We start from the raw sequence: 22,529 nt of genomic DNA, 5'->3' as shown, positions 1-22,529 counted from the left end.
TCAAGCGCTCACAGGCCGAGCGCGACGCCCAGCAGCAGCAGGCGACCCGGACCAAGCAGATCCTGTCCGCCGCCGGCCTGCCGGTGATGGAATCGCCGACCCACATCGTGCCGGTTCTGGTCGGCGACCCGGAGCTGTGCAAGATGGCCAGTGACCGCCTGCTTGGCGTGCACGGCCTCTATATCCAGCCGATCAACTACCCGACCGTGCCGCGCGGCACCGAGCGGCTGCGCATCACGCCGACGCCCTTCCATTCCGATGCGCTGATCGCCGAACTGCAGGACGCGCTGGTCGAGACCTGGGACGCGCTCGGCATCCCCTACGGTTCGGCGGGACGGCCGGCCGTGGCCAAGAGCGATCGGATCGTTCCGCTGCTGGTGCAAAAATCCGGCGGCTGAAACCCGCCGCTTGCGCAAACGGTGTTCGTCCCCTTTGCCAGCGGGTGCGCGGCCTCCTCGAACTGGTCGAGGCGGCTGTAGAAAACAATCGGGGCGACGCACTTTTGAACGATTTGATCCTGCTCAATGCTCAAAGCCTTTCGATGCCTGAGAATGGAGTTCAAATCTTCGAGGAGCATCCGCCATGGGTCATATTTCCCACACGTCCTTTGCTGACTTCACGCACGCTGGCCAGCAGGCGCAACAATGGGTCAAGGAGCTCGCCAAGGACCTCTGCTGGAGCGAACCGAGCGCGTGCCGTCTCCTGAGATCCGTTCTACACACGGTGCGGGATTGGCTTTCGCCAGCAGAAATGGCCGATCTCTCGGCGCAACTGCCTGTTTTGGTCCGCGGCATCTATTTCGAAGGCTGGAACCCCGCGGTGCCTGCGCATGAGCGCACCAAGCGCGACTTTATTATCAGCGTCAGAAACAGTTTTGGCTACGATGAGGAGATCGATTTCGATGTCGCGATCAGTGCCGTTTTCAAGCTTCTCGACCGTCACATTTCGCATGGCGAGATCGTACAGGTCAGAAACTCGATGAAGAAGTCGCTGCGAAAACTGTGGCCGGTGGATTGACCGATGTTCCGCGACCGGGAAGACGCTGGAGCGAAGCTTGGCCTGGAACTGAGCAGGCTTCAATTGCATCACCCGATCGTACTGGCATTACCGCGCGGCGGCGTGCCCGTCGCAGTGGAAGTGGCCAAAGCCCTCCACGCTCCTCTTGATCTGCTTATCATCCGCAAGGTGGGCGCCCCGGGCAATCCCGAGCTGGCTGTTGCCGCAATCGTCGATGGCGACCCTGGGGAGGTCGTGCTGAACCGTGAGATTGTCGAGACCTATGCACTCGACGAAAGCGAGCTACGTGTCTTGATTGCAAATGAGCGGCCAGAACTCGAACGCCGGCGCGCTGCCTATCGCTGGAAGACCAGACCGATCTCGATTGCGGGAAAGACCGCGATCATCGTCGATGACGGGGCCGCGACCGGTACGACCATGAAAATCGCGATCCGCGCCCTCAAGCGCCGGTCACCGAGGGAAATCGTCGTGGCAATTCCTGTTTCACCGCAAGAGACGGTCGTTGAACTGGAACAGGAAGCGGACCGTGTGGTTTGCCTTAGTCAGCCAGGACAGTTCCGGGCCTTGGGCCACCACTATCTGCGGTTCCCGCAGCTCTCTGACAACGATGTTGTCTTCGCTATGGACGAGGCTGCCCAACTGTACAAAACTGGCCAGCGGCACGTTTCCGGCCTAGCTGTAAAGAACAGGAGATCGCACTAATGCAGATCCGCACGCTTTCGGCTTTGGAATGTACCAAATTGCTGACGGCCAATCGCGTGGGTCGCCTGGCATGCGCAAAGAATGGGCAGCCCTACGTCGTGCCCTTCCACTACGCCTATTCGGATGCTCATCTTTACGCGTTTTCCATGCCGGGCAAAAAAATCGAATGGATGCGCGCCAATCCGCTGGTTTCCGTCCAGGTGGACGAACATGGCCAGGGCCGAGGATGGAGAAGTGTCATTGTCGATGGCCGATATGAAGAGCTGCCCGACCGAATCGGCCACAAGCTTCAAAGGGACCATGCCTGGTCGGTGTTGAGCAAGCACATCGACTGGTGGGAGCCCGGCGCACTCAAGCCGGTCACTCCTCCCGCGGCCGACAATGCACCGCATGTCTTCTTCCGGATTCTGATCGAGCAGGTGTCCGGTCGAGAGGCGAGCGAGTAAGTCCGCAACCCTTCGCTACAGGAACGAGAGCGGGCCGGCGCAAACTGCGCCGGCCCGCTCTTCCCTGTGAATTGCTATCGCGCCATGAAGACCGGCAACGATTGACCTTCAAGCATCGACTTGGTGACCCCACCGAAAATCCGTTCGCGCAACCGGGAATGACCGTAGGCGCCCATGACCATCAGCTCAGCCGCAACGTCGCCGGCATGCTGGCGAAGCACATCGGCAACCGAATGGTTCGCGCTCGGCAGCCGGTCGACCGTAACCTTCACGCCATGCCGGGCAAGATAGGCCGCGGCATCTGCACCCGGCTCCTCGCCATGATGGAACTCATCTTCAATGGGATCGACGATGACAAGGCGCACATCTTCGGCGCCCTTCAGCATATCGAGGGACTCGCGGACGGCGCGCGATGACTCAAGGCGGGCGTCCCATGCAACGAGGACGCGTTTCGGCTTCAGCGTCGGCCGCGTGCCCTCGGGAACGAGCAGAATAGGCTTTCCCGACGAGAACAGCGTGCCCTCGATGACTTTATCCTTCAGCGTATGGCTTGCCAGCAAATCTGGCCCAAGAATGGTCAGATCGGCGTAGCGGGCACGCCTTCCGATGACGTCGTCCGCCCACCCCGTGTCGGGATAGTCTTCGCTCAGATCGGCCGATACGGCGCTCTGGGAGAGAAAGCCGGCGACATCCGAAATTCTCTTCTCGAGCCTTTTCAGCTCGGCCTGGCGTTCCTCCAGCCAGGCAGGCGAAACGACAGCGGCATACTCGCCGCCTGAGGGCGGCGCGGCAAGCTCGAGAACGAGCACGGAGAGATGGGCGCCGACCTGTTCGCACAGCGAGGCGGCTAGCTTTAGATCACCTTCACCCTGGTTCGGCCCGGTAACCGTAAGCAATGTCCTGAAAGTCACGGCGGCAACTCCTGATTTCGATTGAAGGATCAGTCGTGGTTTCAGTCATTAGCGAGGCTGCCCGATGCGTTCATTGCGCTGAATCAAATACCGTGACCGCGGCGGCATTTGATCCGCATCAACGCACTAGCAAACCAGGGCTGTAGGTTTCAGTCGATCAATCGGGGAAACGCAGATGAAATTCCTGATCGCGGCGATTTTGGCGGGATTGGCCCTCAACGCAGCTGGCGCCCAGGAACTCGGCAACGGCAAGGCGGAATACATGAACTCATGCGCCGTCTGCCATGGCCTTGAAGGCAAGGGGGACGGCCCGTTGGGCGACGAGTTGTTGAAGCGGCCAAGCGACCTGACGCGCCTCTCCAGGCGCAATGGCGGCGAATTCCCTTATTGGCGCGTCTTTGCCGTCATCGACGGCCGCGGCATGGTGCCGGCGCATGGCAATCGCGACATGCCGGTCTGGGGTCGGCAATTCCTTCCGGGTGACGTGAAGAAATATGGGCCGAATGCCGGGGAAATCGTCACCAGGGAACGGATCCATGATCTGGCCGGTTATGTCGAGACGTTGCAGCAATGAAAACAGAGGGCGCAAACAGTCTCCGCACGACACAGGCATCGATGAGGCCGGACATGGTCGTTGACGAGCAGCAATCCGCTACGGCGTTCCTGCTTGATCCCGCCTCCTATGGCATGGCCGGACAGGTCGAAGCGATCGAGACTCATATCTCGCGAATTTTCTTGATCGATGGACGTGCCTTTAAGATGAAACGGGCGGTCAAGCTGCCCTATGTCGATTTCTCGACGCCAGCACTAAGGCTGGCCGCTTGCGAAAAAGAGGTGGAACTCAACGCCAGGACCGCACCCGGCCTCTATCTGGGCGTGCGGCGCATTACCCGCGAAGTCGACGGCAAACTCGTTTTCGATGGCGCTGGCCAAATGGTCGATGCGGTGATCGAGATGGTCCGGTTTGATCAGTCGAGGCTCCTTGATCGGATGGCGACCGCGGGAGAACTGACGCCAGCGCTGATGACGGCGGTCGCACGCATGATCGTGGGACATCACCGTGCGGCGCCGAAGATCCACAACGGAACCGGCTCATTCAATTTGATGGGCGTGCTCGACATCAACGAGGCCGGCTTTGGCACCAGTCACGTTTTTACAAAACAGGAGATCGAGACGTTTGCCCGGGCTTTCCGCACCGCACTCGCGCGCCATTCCGGATTGCTGGATCGCCGGGAGGCCGCGGGCAAGATCCGCCAGTGTCATGGCGATCTGCACCTGCGCAACATCTGCCTTTTCGATGGCGAGCCTCGCCTCTTCGATTGCATCGAATTCAATGACCAGATCGCCAGCATCGATGTTCTGTACGACCTTGCCTTCTTGCTGATGGACCTTTGGCATCGCCGTTTCCCAGAGCTCGCCAATCTCGTGATGAACCGCTACCTCGACGAGGCCGATGACGAGGATGGCTTTGTCCTGCTGCCTTTCTTCATGGCGGTGCGGGCGGCTGTGCGCGCGCATGTCACCGCCACCCAGGTCGAGGAAGGCAGCGCCGATTCCGGCAAATTGACTGCCGAGGCCCGATCCTATTTCGAACTGGCCCGAACATTTCTGCAGCAAACGCCGCCCAGGCTCGTTGCCATCGGCGGTCTCAGTGGTTCAGGCAAGACGACCATTGCCGAGGCGCTCGCCGCCCATATCGGTGCGCCGCCCGGTGCGCGCATAGTCGAAAGCGACCGCATCCGCAAAGCGATGCACGGCGTGCCCGCCGAGGCCAGGCTGCCGGACAAGGCCTATCGTCCTGATGTGTCCGATCGCGTCTACAACGAAATGGCATGGCGCGCCGGCTTGATTCTCTCCGAGGGTGGCTCGGTTGTAGCTGATGCGGTTTTCGACAGACCGGCCGATCGTGAGCGGATCGAGAAGGCGGCGCGAGACCGGGGTATTCCATTCTTCGGTTTCTGGCTGGAGGCGGATCCACTCGTCCTTTGGCGACGGGTCAGCGAACGCAAGGGCGGTCCCTCGGATGCAACGGTCGATATCCTTTCGCGTCAATTGCAGCGAAAAGCCGGCCAGGCCGGCTGGCGCAGGACCGATTCCGATCGAAAGCCCGTCGACATTGCCGCGGAACTGAGGAGATGTTGGCAGCGCGATGCTTCCGAAACCCTGTGCACGGCCTCCTGACTGTTGCGGATGATTGACGTCAACCGAGTTCGAGCTTGGCCTCGACAAGCCCTGGCTCGTTCGGAAGATGCATCAAGGAGAAGCCGAATTCACGGCACATTGCCAGCATCTTGCTGTTTTCACTGAGCACGATACCTTCGATGCGGCGGATCCCATCGGCCTTTGCATAATCGACGATCTGGCTGAGCAACTCCCAACCTAGGCCATGACCCTGCAAGTCCGTCCGCACCAGCAATGCGTATTCGGCGCTGACGTGGTCGGGATCGCAGGACAACCGGCTGATGCCCGCCAGCGCGCCAGTGCTCTTGTCCAATGCTGCGAAAGCCATATTGCGGTCGTAGTCGAGCTGGGTGAGCCGCTTCAACACCTGATCGGAGAAGCTTTTTCGCGGCGAAAGGAAACGCAGGCGCAAATCGTCAGACGAAATTTTGGCCAGGAATTCGGGATAGAGCGCGATGTCGGTCGGCTTGATCGGCCGGACGTGATAATGCGCGCCACCTGCCGACGTTTCCTTCTCCCAACCTGACGGGTAGGGCCGGATGCACAGTGCAGGATTCGGCCCAGGTTCCTCCACCCGCTTCGGTTCGATCTCGATGCGTGCATCGAGCGCGATCACGCCGGCGGTGTCCGCGAGCAACGGATTGATGTCCATTGATACGAGGCACGGAAAGTCGACAACCATCTGCGATAGGCCGTTGAGCGCCGCAACGATCGCCTGCTGATCCGCGGGTTTGCGATCGCGGAATCCGTCGAGCAGCCGACCGATCCGCGTTTGCCCGATCAGGTCACCGGCAAGAACTTCGTCGAGCGGAGGCAACGCGATCGCGGTATCGTCCATCACCTCAACGGCGACGCCACCCGCCCCGAACAGGAGAACCGGACCGAAAATCGAATCATGGCTGACACCAAGGATCAGTTCCTGAGCCTGTTTTCGCACCACCATCGGCTGTACGGCATAACCCTCGATATCGGCCTGAGGATCGTGCTTATGCAACCGGGCCTCGATTGCGCGTGCTGCCTCCTCGGCTGCCGCCGCGGCTGCAATGCCGAGCACCACCCCGCCAATGTCCGACTTGTGCGAGATCGCCTTTGACAGCAGCTTGACGACGACCTGCTCGGATGTCTTGAGAAGCCGGCCGGCCGCCTGCCCCACTTTGGCAGGGGATCTGGCGATGATCGTTTCGGGCACCGGGATGCCGTAGGCGGAAATCGCCGCCTTGGCCTCGGGCTCGGTCAGCATGCGCCGGCCTTCCCTGGCGACCTGCCTGAATAGGGCAAGCACCGCTTCTCGACCGCTCGTGGCGGCCTCGCCGTGGCTCGACGGCGTACGTAGCAGGGCCCGCTGGGCTCGCGACCAGTCGGCGAGGTAGGATACGGCCGTCGCGGCATCGGCGGGTGTCTCGAGGCTGGCAATCCCCGCGTCCTGAAGGATACGTCGCCCTTCGCGCGCCGTGTGTTCGCCAAGCCAGCAGGTCAGGACCGGTTTGCCGCCGATCTTACCGTCCTGCGCGAGCGTTGCCACCGCGCTTGCCGCGGCGAGCGGCGAGCCGAGCCCGGTCGGGCAGTTCATGACCAGGACAACGTCGGTCCCGGCATCGGCCGCGATGGCCTCGACCGCGACCCGGTAGCGCTCAGACGGAGCGTCGCCGATGATGTCGACCGGATTGGCATGCGACCATGTGGCCGGCAGGACGGCATCCAGGCGGGCAATCGTTCCCGGCGCGAGTTCGGCCAACTCCCCGTTGCAGTCGATAAGTTGGTCGACGGCAAGCACGCCGGCGCCACCGCCATTGGTGACGATGCCGACGCGGGCTCGCTCCAGCGGAGCAAAGCGGGCGATCGTTTCAACCGCGTCGAACAACTCGGCCAGGCCTTCGACGCGCAGGATGCCCGCGCGCCGCAATGCGGCATCGACGACACGATCCGCGCCCGACAGCGCGCCGGTATGGGTCGCGGCCGCTTTGGCCGCCTGCTCGTGCCGGCCCGACTTGATGACGATCACCGGTTTGAGGCGCGCGGCGGCGCGCGCCGCCGACATGAACTTGCGCGGATTGGGAATGGTTTCGAGATACATCACGATGGCGTGGGTGTGCATGTCGCCCGCCAGCATGTCGAGGCAGTCCCCCACATCGACATCGGCCATGTCGCCAAGGGAGACGATCTGCGAGAAGCCGACATTGTTGTCGGCCGCCCAGTCGATCAGCGATGTGGCAATGGCGCCGGATTGCGACAGCAGTGCGATGTTGCCGGACTTCGCGGCCATATGCGCAAATCCGGCATTTAGCTTCATCGGCGGGATCATCAGCCCGACGGTGTTCGGCCCGATGATGCGGAAGAGCGTGGGCTTGGCAGCGTCCAGCATCGCCTGACGCAGGCCATTCTCGCGCGTAAGCCCGGCAGTGATCACGACCGCCGTCCGCGTGCCCTTTTCAGCAAGGTCGCGCACGATGCCGGGAACTGTCTCAGGCGGCGTAACGATGACACCAAGGTCTGGGACGTCAGGCAGATCCGCCGCTTCAGCATAGCATTGCCGATCGGCGATCTGCGAATATTTCGGGTTGACCGGCCAGATGTCGCCCTCGAAGCCACCGCTGACGATGTTGTCGAAAACGACATGGCCGACGGAGCCTTCGCGCACCGACGCACCGAAGACAGCAACGGACTTCGGGGCGAACGCATGTTCGAGATTTCGGATCGTCACCCCTTGTGTCTCCTGTTAGCGGCGATAATCGCCGGTCGATCTTGCCCGTTCGTTGCGTTGGATCAAAGCGTTCTGTGGTTCTCGCGACTAGCTGTTGCCCGAGTTCGACGCGCTCGTCAGCGCTGACGAAAATTGGCGAGCATCGATCAGATCGGAAGGCATCGCATGAACGAGTCCATCCTGCGACGCGCATTGCTGGTGATTGCCATCCTGGGTCTCGCCGTTGGGATCGGAGCGTGGCGAACCGGGCTCGGGCCCCTTGAGGCCGACACGATCTGGACGGTGGCGACGTTGCCCGTGGTAGCGGCTCTCGCCATCTCCATCCTGCGCGATTTCTGGATCGGCCGCTTCGGTGTCGATGCTATTGCGCTGGTGTCGATGTCCGCCGCGCTGTTTCTTGGCCAACCCTTGGCGGCAGTGGTGGTCGCGATTATGTATGCCGGCGGCACGGTGCTTGAGGATTTCGCTCGCGGCCGCGCGGAACGGAACCTCAAGGCATTGACCGACCGATCGCCGCGTGTCGCCCACCGAACGTCAACGCTGGGGACAGAAACCATCTCCGTCGAGGACGTTGATGTCGGCGACGAGATTCTGGTCCGGGCCGGCGAACTGCTCCCCGTCGATGGCATCCTGCTTGATGCTTCGGCCTCTCTCGACGAGTCCGCAGTGAGCGGAGAACCCCTGCCGGAACGGCGCAGCGCGGGGGATGTGCTGCGCAGCGGCACCGTCAATGCGGGCGAGACCTTCAGCATGCGGGCTTCTGCCCTCGCGGAACAGAGCACTTATGCCGCGATCGTACGCATGGTCGCTGCAGCGCAGACCGCGAAATCTCCATTCATTCGCATGGCCGACCGCTTTGCCCTGTTCCTTCTGCCAGCCACACTGCTGGTTTCCGGCGCCGCCTGGTATGTTTCCGGCGACCCAATCAGAGCGCTTGCGGTGCTGGTCGTCGCAACGCCCTGCCCGCTCATCCTTGCTGCCCCCGTTGCATTCATCGGCGGCGTCTCGCGTGCCGCGCGTGCCGGCATCCTTATGAAAGGCAGCACGGCGCTGGAGGCTCTAGCGCAAGTCCGAACCGCGATCTTCGACAAGACGGGGACCTTGACCATCGGTGGCGCCGAGCTCATCGAAATCGAAGCCGCACCCGGCAGTGACGCGAACCATCTGCTGCAGCTGTTGGCATCCCTGGAACAGGCCTCACACCATGTGCTCGCCGACTCGATCATCCGGGAGGCGCGCGGCAGACAGCTGATGCTTTCGCATCCGCGTGATGTCCGCGAGCATCGCGGCGCAGGCCTGAAGGGCCGGGTCGAGAACATTGCGATCGCCTCCGGATCGCGGGCTCTTGTGCTCGCCGACAGTCCCCTGCCCAACTGGGCGAAAGGGGGCGAAGAAAAATACCGGGACGAGGCGGTGCTCAGGGTCTTTGTAGCACTCGGCGGGCAGCTTGCCGGTGTTTTCACGTTCGGCGACGCCCTGCGTGTTGATGCGCATGATGCACTCGGCAAGCTGCGCTCCGCCGGCATTGGTCGCATGATCATGCTCACAGGCGACGACGGCGTGGCGGCCAAGCGCATCTCCGCCCGGCTCGACCTCGACGCCCTGGTCGCCGATGCGACCCCTGCCGAAAAAGTCGCGACGGTCACAGCCGAGAAAGCCTTGGCGCCGACGATGATGGTCGGCGACGGCATCAACGATGCACCCGCCCTTGCCGCCGCGACGGTCGGCGTCGCCATGGGCGCGCGTGGGGCGACGGCCTCTTCCGAGGCGGCGGACGTCATCGTGCTGACCGACAGGCTACTGCCTGTCGCCGATGCCGTCCGGATTGCACGGCGAACGCGATCGATCGCCTTGCAAAGCATCATTGCCGGACTGGCGCTGTCGGGGCTGGCAATGATCGCAGCGGCCATGGGGCAGATCACGCCGGTTGCCGGAGCGCTACTTCAGGAAGGGATTGACGTGGCGGTTATCCTGAACGCTTTGCGGACCCTTGGCGATGGACATCTGTGGCGCGCATAGTGGTCGAGAACAAGTTCGGTGAATGGCCATGGCACAGCAAAATCTGGTGGTTTGCAGCAAATGCGGCGGAGTCAATCGCCTGCCGCCGTCACGAAATGCCAGTGAGGCAAAATGTGGAAAGTGCGGGACCAGACTGTTTTCAGGTCACCCCCCCGACGTCGACGCCAAGACGTTCGATCACCAGATTACGCGAAGCAGTATTCCCGTTGTCGTCGACATCTGGGCACCTTGGTGCGGCCCCTGCAAGATGATGGCGCCGGCCTATGAAGCGGCGGCAAACGAACTGGAGCCACATGTTCGCCTGATCAAACTCAATTCCGAAAATGAGCAATCTGTCGCGGCAAGGCTCGGCATTCGCGGCATCCCGACCATGATTCTGTTCCATGGCGGACGCGAACTCGCGCGCACATCTGGCGCAATGACGGCAGGCCAGATCGTCAGGTGGGTTCGCGACCGCCTGCCGACGGTGACCGCCTGAAGTCGTCGCGCCAATGGATCCGCTCATCGCCCGGCTTGGACTGGCCCTCGCAATAGGTCTCCTTGTCGGCTTGGAGCGTGGTTGGCAAGAGCGGGATGCGCCCGACCGCAGTCGCACAGCTGGCATCCGGACATTCGGCATATCCGGGCTGCTTGGTGGCGTGCTCGCGGCGCTGGCCAGTGCACTAGGCTCCGTATCGGTGCTCGTCGGAGGCTTCATCGCCTTTGCGGCAATCTTTGCCTGGTACAAGGCGCGTGAGGCTGCCCATGACGAGGATTTCAGCGTCACGAGCGTGATCGCAGGCCTGGGCGTTTTCACCCTTGGCGCGCTTTCCGTAGCCGGCGATTATCGGGCTGCTGCTGCGGGCGGGGCGGCACTGGCGGCAATCCTGGCCAGCCGAGAAGTCCTGCACGGTCTTTTGAAGCGACTGACCTGGGTCGAACTGCGTTCGGCGCTGATCCTGGCAGTGATGACGGCGATCGTCTTACCCCTGTTGCCAAACCGGACGATGGACCCGTGGGGCGGTTTCAATCCTTGGGAAGTTTGGTTCCTGACGGTGCTGATGGCCTCGATATCGTTCGCCGGCTACGTTGCTGTTCGCATTCTGGGAAATACGCGTGGGCTGCTGGTCAGTTCGCTCGTCGGTGCGATCGTCTCTTCCACAGCGGTGACCTTGGCGCTTGCCCGCAATGCCGCGTCGGGCGGCAATCCACTGCCGCTCGCCGGGGCGGCATCCCTGGCTGCAATGGTTTCGGTGCTCCGCGTCTGCGCCGTGATTCTGATCATAGAGCCAGGCGTGTTCGCTTCGGTCGCTATAGCGGCGATGGCAGCCGCGCTCGCCTTCGCTGTCTGCGGCGCATTGCTGATGACTCGCGACAGCGGGAATGAGGAACGCAGCGCTATTGCGCGCAATCCATTCGAGCTGGGTCCGCTGTTGCTGTTCGCGCTGCTCTTCGCGCTTGTCGCGACCGCAAGCGCTGGATTGGCAGCTCAATTCGGCAGCCGCGGCTTGCTGGTTACCTCAGCGCTGGCAGGCACGTTCGATGTCGACGTCTCGGTGCTCAGTGCCTTGCGGCTGGTCAAGTATTCGGTCCCCGTCGAGACTGTCGGTCAGGCTGTGCTGGCGGCACTGGCGGCAAATGCGATCGGCCGCCTGTCACTGGCGGTATTTGCCGGTCCGATCAGGTTCTGGGTGCCGCTGGCCGGCGCAACCCTGACCGCTGCGACCGCCGGCTATGGCGCCATGTTGTTGCCTGGCCCGGGATAGAAGCGCGGTTCTTGAGCCATCTTTGATGCGGATCAAGGGGCAGGCCCAGCTACGGCTCTATGGAACTCCTTAAAAGGAGTTCGCCATGACCAGTTTGAAGGACCTTACCCCGAAATTCCGCCATGTCCGGCTGCTGCTAGCCCGCGAGAAGGATCACCCGGAAGGAGATCGTGAAGAGGGTTACGACGTGCTGGCTCCGCTGAACGGCGAAGGGCGTATCGATGCCGAAGAATGGAAATCGCACAGGGCCTCATGTCGAGTTCGCCGGTTTCGGACTGGCGAGGAGGATCTGATCGGCCGGCTGAGACGCAAGCCCGGCGGGCAGTGGTATTTCGACTACGCCGAAGGCGACCGCGATGACGAAATCGGCTTTCATCTCGGCGACGAACGGTTCGTGACCGGTGAATATGTGTCGATCGAGCGCAACGGCACCATGCACACCTACCAGGTGGCAAGGGTCGAGCGGCCATGACGCGGCAACGCCTGGCTCCCTGGGAGTAGACCATGTCGCGACGCATCCTGATAGTGGTCGGCCATCCAGACCCGTCCCCGGATCGGCTCTGCCGCGGTCTTGCCGACGCCTATGGCGAGGGCGCGGGAAAGGCAGGGCATGGTGTCCGCCGGGTCGATCTGGGGGCAATCGATTTTCCGATGCTTCGGACGATGCAGGAGTTCGAGCATGGTGCGGTTCCCGATGAGTTGAAAGAAGCAGCCGAGGCGATCGTGTGGGCTGAGCATGTCGTCTTTGTCTTTCCGCTGTGGCTTGGAACCATGCCGGCCATACTCAAGGCATTTCTGGAACAGGTCATGCGGCCGGGAACGGCCTTTGCCTATCCGGACAAGGGCGGCGGCTTCACCAAGACATTGCTTCGTGGCCGCTCGGCGCGCGTCGTGGTGACGATGGGCATGCCTTCCGTCGTGTATCGGCTATGGTTCCTCGGACACGGCATCGCCGGCCTGAAGCGAAGCATTCTGCAATTTGTCGGCATCAGTCCGGTACGCGAGACCTTGTTCGGCATGGTCGCTGGAGCCAGCGATGCGACCCGTGCGAAGTGGATCCGGCATATGCGCGAACTGGGTGGACGGGCCAGATAACGCTCCCACATAACGCTCGTTGAATGCCGATCACGGCACCAGGACGGCGGCGCCGCTCAATCTGCCTTGCCTCACATCGTCCAATGCCTGATTGGCCTGTTCCAGCGGGTAGACCTTGGTGTACGTGTGCACCCGAGCGCGCCTGGCAATGGGAAAGAACTCTTCGGCGTCGCGGCGCGTCAGGTTTGCAACCGACACCAGTTCACGCTCTTCCCAGAGCAACTCGTAGGCCATCGCCGGAATGTCGCTCATGTGGATGCCGCCGCAAACCACCCGGCCGCCCTTGCGCACGGCACCAAGTGCGATCGGCACCAGGTCACCCACAGGAGCGAAGATGATCGCGGCATCGAGCTGCCTGGGTGGAAGCTCCTCCGACCCGCCCGCCCACGTCGCGCCGAGCGAGCGGGCGAATTCCTGTGCTTCACTGTCGCCGGGCCGGGTGAAAGCGAAGATGTCACGACCCTGCCAGATTGCGATCTGCGCAACGATATGTGCAGCGGCACCGAAGCCGTAGATCCCGAGCCGCTTGCCGTCACCGGCCTTCTTCAGGCATCGCCAGCCGATCAGGCCAGCGCAAAGCAACGGCGCCTGCGATACGGGGTCGGCATCCGTGTCCAGATCGAAGGCGAATTGCGCGTCGGCAATGACATGGCTGGCGAAGCCGCCATCGCGTGTATAACCCGTGAAATCTGGCTGATCGCAGAGATTTTCATTCTCCGCGACACAGTAGGGACAATGCCCGCAAGTGTGCCCAAGCCAAGGCACGCCAACCCTGCGCCCGATCCTGGAACGCGCCACGCCTTTGCCGACGGAATCGATAGTGCCGACGATTTCGTGACCCGGAATGAGCGGCAGTTTTGGATGACGCAGATCGCCATCAATGACATGCAGATCGGTCCGGCAGACAGCACATGCCTCGATCCTCAACCTGATCTCACCGGGTCTCGCTATGGGATCAGGCCTGTCGACCAGCTTCAATGGCACGCCGATGTTTTCGAGCACCATCGCTCTCATGACGTGCTCCATGTTGCCCCGGAAAAACAAATGCCGTGACTGCCCAGCCTCCGCCGTGGCGCGGCCAAACCGACAAGGCCAGCGATCCCGGCAGGCTTTCGAAAACTGCGGCAGTCACAGGTTCCGGCCAGGCGGCTGCCTGCTTCATTATCTAAGGCTCGACGGTGAATTCGGCCCACATGCCGGCTCCATAGTGACCTGGCACGTTGCAGATAAGCAGGTATTTTCCAGCCTTCAGCTCGACGGTCAACGTGCCTGATTTTCCCGGATCAAGCTCCGAAACTTCGCCCTTGTCGCCAGCCTTGTCTTCGTCGACGCGGTTCTCGGCTTCAAGGTAAGGAAGCGGCTTGCCGGGATCGGCAAGGTGCATCACGATCATTTCGTGGACGGTGTCCTTGGAGTCATTCTTCACATTGAATGTGACCTCTCCGGCCTTTGCCACACTTGGCGAAGCCTTGATGCCCATGGTCGCCTTGGCGAGATCGAGGCCCGGCGCTGCATAAGCAAGACCCATCGGCATCTCCGTGCTCGCGCCCTTGTCCCAGAGCGAAACCTGGACGAGCGCGTCAGCCTGGGCGGCGCCGGCATGGCTAGCCATGAGCATTGCAGCAGCAAGCCCAAATGTTGCTTTCCTCAATACGGTTTTCATGGCGATCCTCTTTCCGGGTGGGCAGCAGAAGTGCTCTACATCCGGCCGTCATCCTGCTCACGACGTCACCCGCCGTCCTTGCGCCAGATCAAATTGATCGGCGCGGCCCCGATCGGTGCCGATGATACAATTGTCAGCCAGTTGTCAGCTTGAATTGATTATTTCGCTCCAATGGCGGTGAGAATCGCCGTCTGGACGATCGAAGATCCACCTGCGGGCGCAACATCGGCGCCCAACCTTCCGAATGGAGTCATCATGTATCGCACACTCGTTTTCGCCGCTTTGGCTGGCATGATCGCGGGACCGGCGCTCGCCGCCGGCGGCAGCTGCAGCACCGCCCCAAAATCGCAATTCAAGCCCAAGGCAACACTGGAAGCACAATTGACTGGCGAAGGCCTCACCGTGCGGCAGATCAAGGTCGAGAAGGGCTGCTATGAGGTCTACGCGGTCGACAAGGCGGGCAAAAAGGTCAATCTGGCCTACAATGCCGAGACCCTTGAAAAGCTCGACAATGCCGAAGCCGGCGAAAATTGATCAGAACGTTCCGGCAGCAGCAGGCGCGCACCCATCGCCGCCGATGGTGCGCGTCTGGGATCGGGCCGTGCGGAGTTTCCATTGGGCATTGGTGCTCAGCTTCGTCACGGCCTGGCTCACCTCCCATTCCTCGGAGGGTATCCACCACTGGGCCGGATACGCCGCCGCCGCCCTCATCGGCATAAGGCTTCTGTGGGGTGTTCTTGGTACCCGCTATGCGCGGTTCTCCCAATTCGTGCGTGATCCGGCGACTGTCGCGCGTTATCTCTCGGCAATACTGAGCGGCCGCGAGGCCCGATATATCGGCCACAATCCGGCTGGCGGCGCGATGGTGATCGTCTTGATCGCGGCGATGGCTTCAACCGCTCTTACCGGCTGGCTGATGACGACCGACGCCTATTTCGGTGTGCCCTGGGTCGAAGCCGCACATAGCCTGGCGGCGCACGGCCTGTTGCTCCTCGTCTTGCTTCATATTGGCGGTGTCGCCCTGGCAAGCTTTCGCCACCGCGAAAACCTGGTCCGAGCCATGATCACCGGACGAAAACGCAGCGCCGAACCGGCGGACATCGCTTGACGATCGGCCAATCATCAACCCGGCGCCGTATCGGGCGCAAGCGGTAGCGGTCTCGATCGGGGAAGCAATGAACAGCAACCCGCCGCGCCTTTTGGCGGGCGGGTTGCAGCGTTGGATCACCGTCTACTTGACCAGGATCGTTGCCCACATTCCATTCATGAAATGACCGGGGATATTGCAAAAAACGGCATAGCTGCCCGGCTTGAGGTCCAGGGTCAGCGATCCGGTTTTGCCTGGATCGAGTTCGGAAACCTCGCCGAGATGGCCGGCCGCATCCTCGTTGACGCGATTTTCATTTTTCACATACGGCAATGCGGTCTTTTTCGCATCCGCGGCCGGCACGACGATCATTTCGTGAACCGTGTCCTTGGACGTATTGCTGACTTTGAAGGTAACCTCGCCCGCGGGTACGACGGTCTTGTCCAGCTTGATGGCCATCGTCGCCATGCTCATGTTTGCCGGCATGCCCATCCCCATCTTGGCGTCCGGGTTCACGGCACCGTCCTTGTCCCAAAGCTTTACGTTGACGGTCGTGTTGGCGAAGGCTGGCACCGACGCCGTCAAGAGGACCAAGACCAGTCCGGACTTGAAAAACTGCATGTTAGAATTGCTCCTGATCGCGTGCGGCGACCCCGCAGCCGATGGTTTTGAAGAATCATTTCCGGTCGCAGCGCCGGGCTAGCGCGGCCAAGCTGACAACAGGCTGACAGTGGAGACAGGGCCGGAAGAGGCGACACCCTCGCGCCAAGCCGGCGCATCGAATCTGCTCTGGACATGAGCGGGCCGGCGCGTGCCTAGGTAGTTTCCCGTAGGGACAAAACCGAATTTCGCGACCCGCGGATTCGCGCGATTGCTGTGTCGCGAAACAACCTGGACAACAGCCATGCACGCTTACACCGCCTCCAGAATTTCATTGCCGTCGCATTCTGCTCAGCCAAGCCTGCCAGTGGCCCTCGACTCGGAAACGCAACAGCCGGTCAGCTTCTTTCCCGCCGGTTCGGAGATTTATGCTCAAGGCGAGAAGGCTGGCGCTTTCTACCAGGTCGAATTCGGCGCCGTACGCATCTATCGCCTGCTCGCGGACGGCCGCCGGCAGATTAGCGCCTTCCACCTCGCCGGAGAGACGTTCGGCTTCGAAGGCGACACGACGCATCATTTCTTCGCCGAAGCGATCAATGCCACCGGGGTACGCGCCTTCCGCTTCAGCGCTGGAGCGGACATGTCCCATCAGTTGCTTCCCCTGGCACTCAAGGGCCTGACGAGGGCACAGGAGCACCTCCTTGTCCTCGGTCGTCAGAACGCCATCGAACGTGTCGCCGCCTTCCTGGTCGACATGATGGAGCGGCAAGGTGGATTGCGGCAGGTGGAGCTGCCGATGTCGCGCATGGACATCGGCGACTATCTCGGACTCACTATCGAGACCGTGTCGCGGGTTTTCACCCGGCTGAAGGATAAGGGCGTGATCCGCCTGCTCAACCTGCGCAGCGTCGAAATCCTCAAGCAGGATGTGTTGCAGACCATGGGCGTATGAGCCCTCCCAAGCAGACAGCGTAACGTCAGCCTCAGATCAGGACCCTGTTGTCATGCACCATACACTTACCACCCACACCGGATTTCGCTTCGAAGTGCGCCGCGCGTACCCTGAGGATGAGCCAACGCTGGCCGAGTTCTTCACCCATGTGACCCCGGACGACCTGCGCTTTCGCTTTCTCGGCGCTGTGAAGGAGGTCTCGCATGAACGGCTGGTCGCGATGACGCGTTCAGACGACGCCCACATCCATAATTTTCTAGCCTTCTCCACCGACGGAATGCTGATCGCGGTTGCAACGCTGGCAAGCGATGCCGCCGATCGAAACGGTGAGGTCGCGATCTGCATTCGTGCGGATCGCAAGCATCTGGGCGTTGGTTGGGAGTTGCTCGCTTATATCGCGAACTATGCCGAAGACCTCGGCCTGGAAGCGATCGAGTCGATCGAGAGCCGCGAGAACCGTGCCGCGATCGAGGTCGAGCGCGACATGGGCTTCACCGTCACGACCGATCCCGACGATGCGACGCTGGTCCTGGTTCGACGGGAGCTGGGGGCGCGATCAGCCGCTTAGCTGCCTTGGCCCCTTCCGGGCCGTTGTGGGCGCGGCAGGTCAAAAGACGAGCATCTCCGCGGCCACAGCGCATTCTTCATCCGCAGGAATGACAAGGACATCGACGCGGGAAGTCGCGTTGCTGGCCAGTTCCTCGCCCTCTCGGTTTCGCTTCTCGTCGAGATCGACTCCAAGCCAGGCAGCGGCACCGCAAATCCTCTCCCGGACCAACGGCGCGTTTTCGCCGATGCCAGCCGTGAACACCAGCGTGTCCAGTCCTCCCATGGCAGCGGCCAGCGATCCAATCTCACGTCCGATCCGATAAACGAAGAGCGCGACAGCCTCGGCGGCGGCGGGATCGTCCGAGGCGATCAACGTCCGCATATCACCCGATATTCCAGACACTCCGAGCAGGCCCGATTGCTCGTAGAGAAGCGTGACCATTTCGTCTCCAGACAGTCGCCGTTCCTGCAGCAAGTGAAGGATAATCCCCGGGTCGAGCGCGCCACAGCGCGTGCTCATCACCAGGCCGTCGAGCGTCGAAAACCCCATCGTCGTGGCGATGCTTCGTCCGGCGGCCATCGCGCACAGGCTGGCGCCACTGCCGAGATGGGCAACGATCGCCCGACCGCCGGCGTGCGCGCCGTATCGGTCACGCAGCTTCGCAGCGATGTGACTGTAGGACAGCCCATGAAAGCCGTAGGAAACGATGCCCGCGTCAGTCATCGCGCACGGCAGCCCGTAGATTTTGGCGAGCTCCGGTCTGGTCGAATGAAACGCCGTGTCAAAGCAACCGACCTGGAGGGCCTGCGGCAAGATTTCAGCGGCCAGCGCGACAATCTCGAGATTGATCCGCTGGTGGATGGGCGCCAGCGGCTCTAGCAGGCGCAGTGCTTTGAGCGTGCGTTCGTCGAGCAGCGTCGCTTCGGTGAAGTCACGCCCACCGTGAACGATCCTGTGTCCTACCCTGTCGATGCGGCGCAGGAGATCGTTTTCGGCGAGCACGAATGCAACCGCCGCGAACGCCTTGCCCATACCGATCGGAGCTTCGCCCAAGCTCTTGTCGATCTTTGACCTGCCGGCCGCAGCCTCGACTCGCAGCCGCGGTTGTTGACCGAGAGAGGAGACATTGCCGCGCAGCAGCAGCGGGAGCTCACCGCGTCGCTCGAAAACGGCGAACTTCAGGCTCGAAGAACCGCCGTTCAGGACAAGGATCGCATCGGTCATGAAGCCATCCTATATGTTGCCGTTTCCTTGCGCTCGCGAACGGGCATCCGATCAATCTGGACGCCTCGGCCCCGCATCGGCATCCTGTTCCCACTTCCACTCAAGGATTTCCGGCATATCCTGCCCTTGGGCGCGAATATAGGCTCGATGTTCAAGCAGCTTGCTGTCCATCGCCTGCTTAACCCCGACCCGCATGCTCTTCAGTCGTGGAACCCAATCTACGACGCTTTGGACGATATGAAAGCGGTCAAGGCCGTTCAGCACCGTCATGTCGAAGGGCGTCGTGGTCGTGCCCTCCTCATTGTAGCCGCGCACATGGATGTTGTCGTGGTTGGTGCGTCGATAGGTCAGGCGATGGATGGTCCAGGGATAGCCGTGATAGGCGAAGATCACCGGCTTGTCGGCGGTGAACAGCGAATCGAACTCGCGGTCCGACAGGCCGTGCGGATGATATTCCTTAGGCTGAAGGGTCATCAGGTCGACAACATTGACCACCCTGATCCTGAGATCAGGAGCCTGTTGCCTAAGGATCTGCACTGCGGCCAGCGTTTCGAGGGTCGGGACGTCGCCAGCGCAAGCCATCACGACGTCGGGCTCAGCTCCATCGTCCGTTGACGCCCAGTCCCAGACGCCGATCCCCGCCCTGCAGTGGACGATTGCCTTGTCCATCGACAGCCACTGCCAAGATGGCGGCTTGCCGGCGACGATGATGTTGATGCGGTTCCAGGTCTGCAGCACATGGTCGGTCACGCACAGCAAAGTGTTGGCGTCCGGTGGCAGGTAGACTCGCACGATGTCCGCCTTCTTGTTGAGGGCGACGTCGATGAATCCGGGATCCTGATGGCTGAAACCGTTGTGTTCCTGATGCCAGACATGGCTCGACAGCAGATAGTTCAGTGATGCGACCGGCCGCCGCCATGGGATATCGCGGCAGGCATCGAGCCATTTCGCATGCTGGTTGAACATGGAATCGACGATGTGGATAAACGCCTCGTAGCAGGAAAACAGGCCATGGCGCCCGGTAAGCAGGTAGCCTTCCAGCCAACCTTGGCAGGTGTGCTCAGAGAGGATTTCGAGAACCCGGCCATCGCGTCCCAGATGAACGTCTTCGCGCAGGATCTTTTCCATCCAGCCACGTTCGGTCACCTCAAACACGTCCTGAAGGCGGTTCGAGGCAGTCTCGTCAGGGCCGACGATCCGGAAGTTCTTCGAAGCCTCGTTCAACTGCATGACATCTCGCAAGAAACTGCCCATGGCCCGCGTCGACTCGGCCTTGATGGCGCCGGGGCGCTCGAGCGCAATGGCGTGGTCATGCAACCCGGGCAGTTCGAGAGACCTGCGCAGCAGGCCGCCATTGGCGTGCGGGCTTGCACTCATTCGTTTCGTTGCCTGGGGTGCCGTGGCACGGATCGCGGCGACAGGAGCGCCGGCAGCGTCGAACAGCTCCTCGGGCCGGTAGCTTTTCAGCCATTCCTCGAGCAGCTTGAGATGCGCGGGGTTTTCCGCAAGGCCTGACAAGGGAACCTGATGCGAGCGCCAGAAGCCCTCGGTCTTCAGGCCGTCGACCTCTTTCGGGCCGGTCCAGCCCTTGGGGCTGCGCAACACGATCATCGGCCATTTTGGTCGTGACGCGGTCGCCGCAGGTCCGTTGCGTGCGGCATGCTGGATAGCCTGGATCTGATCAAACGCATCGTCGAGAACGCTCGCCATCCGCTCATGCATCAGAGCCGGCTCGTCGCCTTCCACGAACAGCGGCTCATAGCCGTAGCCAGCAAACAGCGCGCGCAATTCGTCTTCGGGAATGCGAGCCAGAATGGTTGGGTTGGCGATCTTGTAGCCGTTCAGATGCAGGATCGGCAGCACCGCCCCGTCGCGCGCAGGGTTGAGGAATTTGTTGGAATGCCACGCGGCTGCCAGTGGTCCGGTTTCAGCCTCGCCGTCACCGACGACGCAGGCGACCACAAGATCCGGATTGTCGAAAGCCGCGCCATAGGCATGCGAGAGCGAATAGCCCAACTCGCCGCCCTCATGGATCGAGCCGGGCACATCTGGTGCTGCATGGCTCGGGATACCGCCGGGAAACGAAAACTGCCGGAACAGCTTGCGCATCCCCTGCTCGTCCATCGCGATGTCGGGATTGAGCTCGCTGTAGGTGCCCTCCAGATAGGTATTCGCCACCATTGCCGGGCCGCCATGGCCGGGGCCGCAGACATAGATCACATTCGCGTCCCTGAGCCGGATCGCGCGATTGAGGTGCGCATAGATGAAGCTTAAGCCGGGCGACGTTCCCCAGTGGCCGAGGAGACGCGGCTTGACGTGCTCCAGCCGCAACGGCTCGCGCAGCAGCGGATTGTCGAGCAGGTAGATCTGGCCAATCGTCAGATAGTTGGCAGCGCGCCAATAGGCATCGATGTCCTGCAATTCATGCTCGGAAGGCTGGCTCGATTGGGCAAGTAGAGAGGTGTGTTGGGTCATGTCTGGCTCCATTGCCTCTTGGTGCATCTCGCCGTACCGCGACATGCGCCTGTGCCATCGATCTGCAGTGAATGGACACAAACGCTTCCCGCGCTGTTTGGTTCACAGTCAACCGGCCACCGGCACCTAAGGACTTGCGATAACTGCTGTTCGTGACATCAGTAGTAGCGCTGGATCGCGCACGCTTTGATCCACCGCAAAAAAGGCGAGAGAGCGGGGTCGGCCGGTTCGACGCAACCCACAGCCAAAATCTGCGCTGTCACGACATCTGCCTAAGATTGTCCAGGTGTCTGTTGGCGGCCCAGGATCGAACGACGTCCAGCCCCGCGGCGCGATGCCGCCAATCTTCATTCTGCGGCCTGGATCGGCGGCTCTCGGCCGGGTTATGCCAGAACGATTGATCGCGTCGCCCGCTCGGCTGTGGACGAGACCCGCGACCTTTACGACAATGCCTGCGTGCTATTAGCGCTCGCCGCCCTTTTCGCAGCCACGGACCGCATCGCCTATCGCAAGCAGATCGAAATTTTGCTCACGGCCATCGACACGACTCTCGCCGATCCGGCGGGCGGCTGGGCCGAGGACGAGCATGGGACGTTGCCCCGGCGGCAAAATCCACATATGCATCTGTTCGAAGCCTGCCTGGTGCTTGCAACGAAAACGCGGGACGCTTCGCATCGCCGCCGCCTGGACGGGCTCTATACGCTGTTCCTCGAACAGTTTTACAATCGGGGCGCGGGTCCCTTGTGTGAATTCTTCGGGCCGGCTTGGGAAAGAGGCCCAAAACTCCAATCCGAAAGGCTGGATCCCGGCCATATGTGCGAGTGGACCTGGCTATTGCATCGATATTCCGACGCTTTCGGAGTACAGACCGATGCAATGGAGCAACAGCTGCTTGACACCGCGCGGCGAATTGGCGGCGCAGGGGGTATTCTGTTGGTTGACGAGGTTTCCGAAGCCGGCGAATCCCTGGCGCGCTGTCGCCGACTCTGGCTCCAGGCCGAATTCCTCAAAGCGCTGGTAACGCGCTTCAAGGCCACTGGAGAGCACCGCTATCTCGGAGCGGCAGACATGGTCGCACCCGTATTGCAGGACGTTTATCTTTCGCACACGCCGCCAGGAACGTGGCGCGACAATTTCGATCTCTGCGGCAAATGCATTGCC

22 protein-coding genes and 1 pseudogene are annotated in these 22,529 nt (G+C 61.7%); 16 read left to right on the top strand and 7 right to left on the bottom strand.

Annotated elements, in window-relative coordinates:
- From EN851_RS23950 to EN851_RS23935, 4 genes are all read left to right on the top strand, one after another.
- On the top strand, positions 1-398 hold a 398-nt coding region (locus tag EN851_RS23950), incomplete at its 5' end, for an aminotransferase class I/II-fold pyridoxal phosphate-dependent enzyme (RefSeq protein ID WP_135930101.1).
- A 184-nt stretch (positions 399-582) separates the two neighbouring features.
- The gene (locus tag EN851_RS23945; RefSeq protein WP_127280177.1) at positions 583-1,017 is read left to right on the top strand and encodes a DUF2267 domain-containing protein; all 435 of its coding nucleotides are present in this window, start codon (positions 583-585) and stop codon (positions 1,015-1,017) included.
- Between the two features lie 3 nt (positions 1,018-1,020).
- Positions 1,021-1,719, top strand: coding sequence for a phosphoribosyltransferase (locus EN851_RS23940; protein WP_135930100.1), 699 nt, complete (start codon positions 1,021-1,023; stop codon positions 1,717-1,719).
- Positions 1,719-2,165 carry a pyridoxamine 5'-phosphate oxidase family protein gene (locus EN851_RS23935; protein ID WP_135930099.1) on the top strand — a complete coding sequence of 149 codons (447 nt, stop codon included), beginning with the start codon at positions 1,719-1,721 and terminating at the stop codon, positions 2,163-2,165. Before EN851_RS23940 ends, EN851_RS23935 begins: the two co-directional genes overlap by 1 nt.
- Positions 2,166-2,239: 74 nt before the next feature.
- Here EN851_RS23935 and EN851_RS23930 read toward each other — a convergent pair whose 3' ends face one another.
- Entirely contained in the window at positions 2,240-3,076 is an 837-nt protein-coding gene (locus EN851_RS23930; protein WP_127871022.1) for a universal stress protein, read from the bottom strand.
- Positions 3,077-3,251: 175 nt separating this feature from the next.
- Here EN851_RS23930 and EN851_RS23925 point away from each other — a divergent pair, with 175 nt between their 5' ends.
- Both EN851_RS23925 and EN851_RS23920 read left to right on the top strand, forming a co-directional pair.
- The gene (locus EN851_RS23925) at positions 3,252-3,650 is read left to right on the top strand and encodes a cytochrome c (protein ID WP_127280173.1); all 399 of its coding nucleotides are present in this window, start codon (positions 3,252-3,254) and stop codon (positions 3,648-3,650) included.
- A 113-nt stretch (positions 3,651-3,763) separates the two neighbouring features.
- Positions 3,764-5,257 carry a bifunctional aminoglycoside phosphotransferase/ATP-binding protein gene (locus tag EN851_RS23920; RefSeq protein ID WP_245520801.1) on the top strand — a complete coding sequence of 498 codons (1,494 nt, stop codon included), beginning with the start codon at positions 3,764-3,766 and terminating at the stop codon, positions 5,255-5,257.
- Between the two features lie 19 nt (positions 5,258-5,276).
- On the opposite strand, the gene EN851_RS23915 is transcribed toward EN851_RS23920, so the two are convergent.
- Positions 5,277-7,958: a bifunctional acetate--CoA ligase family protein/GNAT family N-acetyltransferase gene (locus tag EN851_RS23915; protein WP_135930097.1), complete on the bottom strand. Its 2,682-nt coding sequence runs from the start codon at positions 7,956-7,958 to the stop codon at positions 5,277-5,279.
- A gap of 165 nt (positions 7,959-8,123) precedes the next feature.
- Between EN851_RS23915 and EN851_RS23910 the strand changes: the two genes are divergently transcribed.
- The 5 genes from EN851_RS23910 to EN851_RS23890 all read left to right on the top strand — a co-directional run bounded on the left by EN851_RS23910 (position 8,124) and on the right by EN851_RS23890 (position 12,817).
- A complete protein-coding gene (locus EN851_RS23910) occupies positions 8,124-9,977 on the top strand; it encodes a heavy metal translocating P-type ATPase (RefSeq protein WP_135930108.1) in 1,854 nt (617 codons plus the stop codon).
- A gap of 28 nt (positions 9,978-10,005) precedes the next feature.
- Positions 10,006-10,455, top strand: coding sequence for a thioredoxin TrxC (gene trxC, locus EN851_RS23905; protein WP_135930096.1), 450 nt, complete (start codon positions 10,006-10,008; stop codon positions 10,453-10,455).
- A 13-nt stretch (positions 10,456-10,468) separates the two neighbouring features.
- Positions 10,469-11,722 (top strand): MgtC/SapB family protein, encoded by a 1,254-nt coding sequence (locus tag EN851_RS23900; protein WP_135930095.1) that lies wholly within the window; start codon positions 10,469-10,471, stop codon positions 11,720-11,722.
- A gap of 85 nt (positions 11,723-11,807) precedes the next feature.
- Positions 11,808-12,194 (top strand): hypothetical protein, encoded by a 387-nt coding sequence (locus tag EN851_RS23895; RefSeq protein WP_127871016.1) that lies wholly within the window; start codon positions 11,808-11,810, stop codon positions 12,192-12,194.
- Between the two features lie 32 nt (positions 12,195-12,226).
- Complete coding sequence (locus EN851_RS23890; RefSeq protein ID WP_135861776.1) at positions 12,227-12,817, top strand: NAD(P)H-dependent oxidoreductase; 591 nt, start codon at positions 12,227-12,229, stop codon at positions 12,815-12,817.
- Between the two features lie 30 nt (positions 12,818-12,847).
- Here the strand turns inward: EN851_RS23890 and EN851_RS23885 are convergent, their stop codons facing one another.
- Positions 12,848-13,831 (bottom strand): zinc-dependent alcohol dehydrogenase family protein, encoded by a 984-nt coding sequence (locus EN851_RS23885; RefSeq protein WP_135861778.1) that lies wholly within the window; start codon positions 13,829-13,831, stop codon positions 12,848-12,850.
- Between the two features lie 151 nt (positions 13,832-13,982).
- Complete coding sequence (locus tag EN851_RS23880) at positions 13,983-14,429, bottom strand: sulfocyanin-like copper-binding protein (RefSeq protein WP_245520798.1); 447 nt, start codon at positions 14,427-14,429, stop codon at positions 13,983-13,985.
- Positions 14,430-14,735: 306 nt separating this feature from the next.
- On the opposite strand from EN851_RS23880, the gene EN851_RS23875 reads away from it, so the two are divergent.
- Together EN851_RS23875 and EN851_RS23870 are read left to right on the top strand one after the other, a co-directional pair.
- On the top strand, positions 14,736-15,014 hold the full coding sequence (locus EN851_RS23875; RefSeq protein WP_189343527.1) for a PepSY domain-containing protein: 279 nt from the start codon (positions 14,736-14,738) through the stop codon (positions 15,012-15,014).
- Between the two features lie 43 nt (positions 15,015-15,057).
- Entirely contained in the window at positions 15,058-15,588 is a 531-nt protein-coding gene (locus tag EN851_RS23870) for a cytochrome b/b6 domain-containing protein (protein WP_127277208.1), read from the top strand.
- A 123-nt stretch (positions 15,589-15,711) separates the two neighbouring features.
- Here the strand turns inward: EN851_RS23870 and EN851_RS23865 are convergent, their stop codons facing one another.
- Entirely contained in the window at positions 15,712-16,140 is a 429-nt protein-coding gene (locus EN851_RS23865) for a plastocyanin/azurin family copper-binding protein (RefSeq protein WP_245464307.1), read from the bottom strand.
- A gap of 331 nt (positions 16,141-16,471) precedes the next feature.
- On the opposite strand from EN851_RS23865, the gene EN851_RS23860 reads away from it, so the two are divergent.
- Together EN851_RS23860 and EN851_RS23855 are read left to right on the top strand one after the other, a co-directional pair.
- Positions 16,472-17,119 carry a helix-turn-helix domain-containing protein gene (locus tag EN851_RS23860; protein WP_127277193.1) on the top strand — a complete coding sequence of 216 codons (648 nt, stop codon included), beginning with the start codon at positions 16,472-16,474 and terminating at the stop codon, positions 17,117-17,119.
- Between the two features lie 52 nt (positions 17,120-17,171).
- Positions 17,172-17,687: a GNAT family N-acetyltransferase gene (locus EN851_RS23855; protein WP_127277196.1), complete on the top strand. Its 516-nt coding sequence runs from the start codon at positions 17,172-17,174 to the stop codon at positions 17,685-17,687.
- Between the two features lie 39 nt (positions 17,688-17,726).
- On the opposite strand, the gene EN851_RS23850 is transcribed toward EN851_RS23855, so the two are convergent.
- Both EN851_RS23850 and EN851_RS23845 read right to left on the bottom strand, forming a co-directional pair.
- A complete protein-coding gene (locus tag EN851_RS23850) occupies positions 17,727-18,893 on the bottom strand; it encodes an acetate/propionate family kinase (RefSeq protein WP_135930093.1) in 1,167 nt (388 codons plus the stop codon).
- Positions 18,894-18,944: 51 nt separating this feature from the next.
- Complete coding sequence (locus tag EN851_RS23845) at positions 18,945-21,368, bottom strand: phosphoketolase family protein (RefSeq protein WP_135930092.1); 2,424 nt, start codon at positions 21,366-21,368, stop codon at positions 18,945-18,947.
- 306 nt (positions 21,369-21,674) lie between these two features.
- Between EN851_RS23845 and EN851_RS23840 the strand changes: the two are divergent.
- Positions 21,675-22,517: pseudogene (locus EN851_RS23840) on the top strand (AGE family epimerase/isomerase); the annotation flags it as partial.
- Between the last annotated feature and the right edge of the window lie 12 nt (positions 22,518-22,529).

Origin of the sequence: Mesorhizobium sp. M8A.F.Ca.ET.208.01.1.1, assembly GCF_004791315.1 — a bacterium.
Lineage (GTDB): Bacteria > Pseudomonadota > Alphaproteobacteria > Rhizobiales > Rhizobiaceae > Mesorhizobium.
The sequence above is the reverse complement of the archived record's forward strand: the minus strand, read 5'-3'. Positions and strand labels throughout refer to the sequence as shown.